Here is a 6,255-nt window from a genome sequence, read left to right as displayed (position 1 = left end):
CCACAAAGGCAAGCTACTCGAACGACCCACCGACATCACCCCACCAACACCGCCTTCAAACGGTGACGAGAGCACCGGAACGGAGGTCGCCTGAAACACCCCGATCCACAGGTATTGACAATTTCTCCCCGTCAGTACTCTGGACCATCAAGGTCGCGTGCGTGGTCGTGGGGCACATGGTGGCGGTCGTCTCCGCGCACGATCGCGCTCTGCGGTTGCTGCCGCAACAGCATCAGATCACCGGTCAAGTGGCGATGATGCTGACGATGGTCGGCTACACGTTCACCGGTCTCTACCTTCTGTTCGGAGGCTGATAACTGCCTCCTTCGGAATTTATATGCGTCCTACTGAGGTGCATAGTAGATTGTGGATGCCGTCAGGAGAGGCGGGACGGATCCCGACGAACCGCTGTGGCGGAATTCTGTCGGGGGATTGCGCCACAGTGTATTTCGAGCCGAGCTGGCGAACCGCCCTCCAACTCCCGTCAAGCTTGGGATGGCGGCGGCGAGCCAATAGAGTAGGAAGCCTGGTTGTAGCGATGCCTCCCATGCTGTAACTGCATCGGCGACGGCAGGTGGTGCAACCCGCCCGCCTACTGAACGCCCGTCGAGTCGCTCCGATCGCGATGGCATCAATGTACAACGTAAGTCGGCGCGCTCAGCTCGCGGCGGCCTTTTTTACTAGCTCGCCGCGCCGAACCGGCACCTGGTCGCGCCACCAATTACTATGTGGATACGTAATAGCAGGAGTGGGACCCGACGGATAGTTGTGATGAAAGTGTTGGCTGGACGCCGAAAGGTAGTTGCGCTGAGTGTGATCTCGGCTGTCGCGGTACTCGTGACGGCATCGCAGACAAGTGCTCTCAAGTCTCGGTTGACGAATACGGTGGTTGCGCCCGGTGCCCTGGAGGTTGAGCAGACGCCGCAGGCCGCGCCCGAGCCTCCCGTAATCGAGATTCTTCCCCGCACAGGCGCCAGCGATGTGGTCCCCGTCGGCGCAGTGAAGGTGACCGCGACAGTTGGCACCCTGACTGATGTGCGGATGCAGAACGAACAGGGCCGGGTCGTCGCGGGTCGCTTGGTGGAGGGCGGACGTGCCTGGGAGCCCGCCGAACCACTCGGATACGGACGGTCCTATACGCTCAGCGCGACCGGCCGGGGCGCTGACGCCAGCACCGTCACGACGGTTTCGGAGTTCTCTACTGTCGCACCGCAATCCCAGGTCGGAGTTCGGCTGGGCATGACCAACGGAGCGTCGCTGTCGGAGGGTGGTGTGTACGGTGTCGGAACCGTGATCGTGGCAACCTTCGACGCGGATATCCCTGACCGGGCTGCGGCCGAATCTCGCCTCCAGGTCTTAACGACGCCGCAGTTGGCGGGCTCCTGGATGTGGATCAACGATCGCAAGGCGCATTGGCGGCCCCGTGAGTATTTTCCTTCCGGCACTGAGGTCACGGTCAAAGCCGATCTCTACGGTACTGATTTGGGTAGTGGACTATTCGGAGAACAGGACAGGCAGGTCAGTTTCCGGATTGGGCCGTCTCGTGTCGCGATCGCCGATGACACGACCAAACAGGTCAGTGTTTACGAGAACGGCAATTTGATCCGTACGATGCCGACATCGATGGGCCGGGGAGGGACGCAGACTATCGGGGGCAAGACAATTGCGTTCTGGACGCAACCTGGCGTTTATACGGTGATGGAGAAACAGAATCCCGTCTTGATGGACTCGTCAACCTACGGATTGCCAGTCGATTCGGCATCGGGGTACAAGATCAGCGTCCCGCACGCGGTGCGGATCAGCCCTGATGGCATCTACCTCCATGAGCGCGAAGCAACCGTGTGGGCGCAGGGAAACACCAACGTTTCGGCGGGCTGTTTGAATCTGAGTGCAGAGAATGCTGAGTGGTACTACAACTTTGCCAATCCAGGCGATGTTGTCGAGATCCGAAATACCGGCGGCGCACCGCTGGAACAGTGGCAGAACGGAGATTGGTCTGTGCCCTGGGACGAATGGATGGGTGGCAGCGCGTTGCGCCCCTGATCAGTATTCGATCAGTCACGCGACATGCGACGCCAGTTCGCTGGTTTCTCACCGGGTGCGACTCGGATCCGAGCATCAGAGAGCGAGCTTCCACATCGGGCAGATGACAAATTCGCTGCCTGCTGGCCGTAAACGCGAAGGAATCTGACCGGGAACGCGGCAAAGCTGGCGACGGGTCGGCGATGAGGCCGAGCTCGACAATTTACTCGCCGCTCTGTTGACGGTAGGGATCGAGAAGTTGATCAACGGGAGCGTAGTCGTCGGTCAGCACTTGGGCGTCGCGGATCCACAATCTGAGGTCGTTGCCGGTAGCGGTCGTCCACCCGGTGTTGCGAGTATTCAGAACCCTCTGGAGGGCGTCACGGTCAACCGGTCGATCGGAGGCGAGCACGACCAGGTTGCCGCCGTCGGGTGTCGTCGCGGAATCGACGCCGACGTCGCCGGCCTCGGCGGTGACTATGACGTGCTTGAAAACCTGTGCGAGTGTTGCGACTTCGGCACGTGCAAACGCCAGCTCTCCGTAGTCGATGAGATTCGCAATGTACACACCGTCCTCGTTGAGGACTCGGCGTATGTCTGTCAGCGCTTCTGCAGTCGTCAGGTGCCAAGGCACGCTCACGCCGCCGAAAGCGTCGCCGACGATCAGATCACGGCTGTCGTCGTCGAGCCGCGCAAGGCCCAGTCTTCCGTCCTCGACGCGCACCTCAAGCCCGGCCTCGGAAGCTGATCCGAGTTGGTCTCGGTCTATGCGCACCACGCCGCCGTCGATTTCGGACACCACGTTATGGGTTCCTGGCCGAGTAGCAGCGAGGTATCGCGGGAAGGTGAGGCCGCCTCCACCAAGGTGGTAGGCCTCCAGCGTCTTTTCGGTCGGGAAGGATGCGTCGACGGCTGAAGCAAAGGCGCGCACGTACTTGAACTGCAGGACGGCCGAATCTTGGAGGTCTATGTACGAGTGGCGCGCGCCGTCGAGCATGAGGGTGCGGCCGCTGTTCCGCTCGGGGTCGGCGATGACGCGGGCGCAATGGTACTTGGTTTCCACGTCGCAACCGCCGGGTGCAATGTAGCCAGCCAGACCCGCGCCGACGGTTAGGAGCGTAAGTACGGCGGCGCTGACAGTGTTTCGCCGGCGCATGCGCCACTCCACAACGATGCCGCCGAGCACCAACATCGATCCAAGGCCGATGAGTATCACGCTGACTGGTGCCCGCGACACGAAGACAAATCCGGTAAGCACAGTGCCGGCGATGGCACCGACGGTGCCTACGCCAGACAGCTGACCGACAACGGTGCCCGTCTGGGCGAGCGTGATCAGGCGCATCTTGGTCACCATCGGTGTCACCGCCGATAGCAACGCCCCGGGTGCCAGAATCGTGAGCGCCGCAACTATCAACAGCGTCCCCGGCGCCCACTCGGCCGCCGTGCGGACTGCGGAAGGCGTGAACGCCACGACCACGCCCGATATCCCCAGCGATAACCCCAACCAGCGACGCGGATCATCGCGGTCGGCAAGGCGGCCGCCCGCCCAGGAACCAAGGGCAATTGCGGCCAAGGCGATTCCGATGACCAGGGTGCTTGTTTCCAAAGTCAGCCCGAGGTAGGGCGCCAGCAACCGCAGCGCGGTGATCTCCACCACCAGCACCGCCGCCGAAGAGGTGAACACAAGGACCGCGGCGGTGCGCGCTCCGACCCCGGGCAGCGATTGAGATGAAGGATGGTTGTCGGGAACTGGCGGGGGACCGGTCACAGTCTCAATCCTGGCAGCACAACCCTCTGTCTCCGACTACCTACTGAAAAACGGGTTGTAATCGTATCAGTAATAGCGTGCGCGCCGCGGAGACGGAAACAGTGCAGCAGGCATCGACGGGTGCGGAAACAGCGCCGACGTCGACACGTTATGCCGCAGACGTTCTTGACTGCCGCCGACGTCAAGCCCGGCAGCTATCGGGTCCGAGTGGCTCGAATCAATTGGCGCATAACAAGAGTCGGCGAGTTTGTGGACGTACACCACCGTGGCCAGGGACACCGCTCCGAACTTTTCTTGGCCAAAATTAGTAGACGTATGCGCGTTCGCTAGGCATGCCGGGCCGCGGCGCCTTGGAACCGTTGAAGAGGACTGGGCGACAAAGCGCGGGACGCTTGGGCGTGGGGGAGAGCTGTCGTGGTAGAAATCTTTACGGAGATACACCGTAGATTGCTCAGTTACAGGACTCTACGGAGCGAAAGGAACTGCCGGCATGAATCCAATGACTCGAATACTGCTGACTTTCTTTGTGGTCATCACTATCGCGATCGGCGCCGGTGTGTACTTTTCGAGCCGAGATGGTGGATCCGCAGGATCAGGCGGAACACAGGCTAACGGCGAAGCCCAGGTAGTCCGCGAGAACAGTCACCGACTCAGTTCCGCGCCCGATAGCGATGTGACTTTTGTCGAATTTCTCGATTTCGAGTGCGAAGGTTGCCGCGCGGCGTTTCCCACCGTTGAGCAGCTGCGCGCCCAGTACGGCCAGCAAGTCACCTTCGTCGCCCGCTATTTCCCGATGCCTGGTCACTTCAACGGAGAACGGGCGGCACGTGCGGTAGAAGCAGCGGCTCAGCAAGGCCAGTTCGAACCGATGTACAAGAAGATGTTCGAGACGCAGGATCAGTGGGGCGAGAAGCAGGTACCGGCAGACGAGGTGTTCCGCGGGTACGCCACCGAGCTGGGTCTCGATGTAGCCGCGTGGGACGAGGCGTACAACGCCCCGGCCACACTTGCCCGAATCAAAGAGGATGTCGCCGACGGCACCGCCCTCGGCGTGCAGGGCACGCCCACATTCTTCGTCAACGGGAAGCAGCTGGAGATCAAGACATACGCAGACCTGGGCGCTGCGATCAAAAATGCCCTCAGCGAGTAGTCAGCGCCAGGCGGGCCCCCGCCACAGTTCGGCGCGCAGCGAACCGATGACTGTGGAATGGCCTGCGCCGACCTGCCCGCACGGCACAACCCCGCGGCTGCAACGAACGATTTTCCTAACCACCTGACCGGTCATTAGCCCGGTCGCGAGACCACCCGCATGCCGTTCAACCGGCACAGCGGAATAGAGCTGCAGCCCCAGTGAGCGCCGGCCCGCTTGCCCTCGGCCGAGGCCTTCCCTGCGTCTACCCGTAGACGGCACTTAGCGAGAGGGCTGCACAGTCGTCAAGATCAGCCTTGATGGTTCTGTACCGCCGCCACCAAGGCCGGATTAAGCGTTACAGTATGTGGCTGGTCTTTCGGCGCTCCCCAACCAGCCGCGACGCAATCGCACCGAACACCAGGCCGATTGTCGTGTAAATGACAACCTGGGTGCCGAGCGCGTAGAGCCGGAAGTAGTAGAGGACATCGGCGGGAAAGCCCTCATAGACGATGGCGCCTGCAGCGTCGCGCAGCGGGGCCGGTGTTTCGTTGATGGTTGGCAGCACGAGCATTACGAGTGCGATCGTCGCTGCGTAGGCGCCAGCGGCGGCCAGCCTCCCGTTGAAGGCCCCCAACTTGGCCGCCCATCGGCGAGCCAGTACCACCGCGCCGATCAGGAGCGCTGCCGACAGCACCACCATCAACACATACAGCAGTGTGCGCTCACGGACGGTCTGGTCGAGACTCAGCGCTGGCGGGTTGGCGGGATATTTTAGGTTGGGTACGACGTACAAGCTCAACAGCATGCCGCCCGCGATGTAAAGCGACAGCAGTCGTGCCGACACATCACCGACGCGACCATAGGCTACGGCGAACACCACCGCGAACAAGGCGCCGATGGCGACGCTAAACGCGAGCAGGCCGAGACCCATGCCGAGGTTCATCTGCACTGTGCGGGTGAACAGGTCGACGTTCTCTGCGTGGCCGGCGTGTCCCCCCGGCGAATCCATGGCCTCCCGGGCGGCCCGCACGCCATCTTCGTACTCGATTGCGCGCACAGTCTGGGGCGCAGCGAATATCCGCGCGAACCCGAAAGCCAGTACGCCTGCGGCGGCGCCAGCCAACAGGCCGCGCCAGATGATTTGCTTCTCCATCTTGTTAGTCCCTTTCGGTTTCGGCATAACAAGGAAACATCAGCAGAGTGGTCGGGCCTTGCCCCCATGTAGTGGACACGGGATTTGTGGTTACGCCGCTTCTGGCAGCGTAGCGGTTTCGTGGTTGCGTTCGTAGGTTGCGGGACTGGAATAGGCGCAGCGGGAGTGCCGTCGCCTCAG

At 61.9% G+C, this 6,255-nt stretch carries 4 protein-coding genes and 1 pseudogene; 3 read left to right on the top strand and 2 right to left on the bottom strand.

What is annotated here, in order from left to right; genetic code table 11:
* Positions 1-128: 128 nt before the first annotated feature.
* Positions 129-314: pseudogene (locus ACXMYJ_RS28315) on the top strand (hypothetical protein); the annotation flags it as partial.
* Positions 315-771: 457 nt separating this feature from the next.
* Positions 772-2,043 carry a L,D-transpeptidase gene (locus tag ACXMYJ_RS28310; RefSeq protein WP_375167678.1) on the top strand — a complete coding sequence of 424 codons (1,272 nt, stop codon included), beginning with the start codon at positions 772-774 and terminating at the stop codon, positions 2,041-2,043.
* 202 nt (positions 2,044-2,245) lie between these two features.
* Here ACXMYJ_RS28310 and ACXMYJ_RS28305 read toward each other — a convergent pair whose 3' ends face one another.
* Positions 2,246-3,790 (bottom strand): fused MFS/spermidine synthase, encoded by a 1,545-nt coding sequence (locus ACXMYJ_RS28305; RefSeq protein ID WP_310833611.1) that lies wholly within the window; start codon positions 3,788-3,790, stop codon positions 2,246-2,248.
* A gap of 490 nt (positions 3,791-4,280) precedes the next feature.
* Between ACXMYJ_RS28305 and ACXMYJ_RS28300 the strand changes: the two genes are divergently transcribed.
* Entirely contained in the window at positions 4,281-4,940 is a 660-nt protein-coding gene (locus tag ACXMYJ_RS28300) for a DsbA family protein (protein ID WP_310833612.1), read from the top strand.
* Positions 4,941-5,277: 337 nt separating this feature from the next.
* On the opposite strand, the gene ACXMYJ_RS28295 is transcribed toward ACXMYJ_RS28300, so the two are convergent.
* Entirely contained in the window at positions 5,278-6,075 is a 798-nt protein-coding gene (locus ACXMYJ_RS28295) for a CbtA family protein (RefSeq protein ID WP_310833613.1), read from the bottom strand.
* Positions 6,076-6,255 lie beyond the last annotated feature (180 nt).

The sequence above is a fragment of the Mycobacterium sp. ZZG genome, from assembly GCF_054786995.1.
The sequence above is the reverse complement of the archived record's forward strand: the minus strand, read 5'-3'. Positions and strand labels throughout refer to the sequence as shown.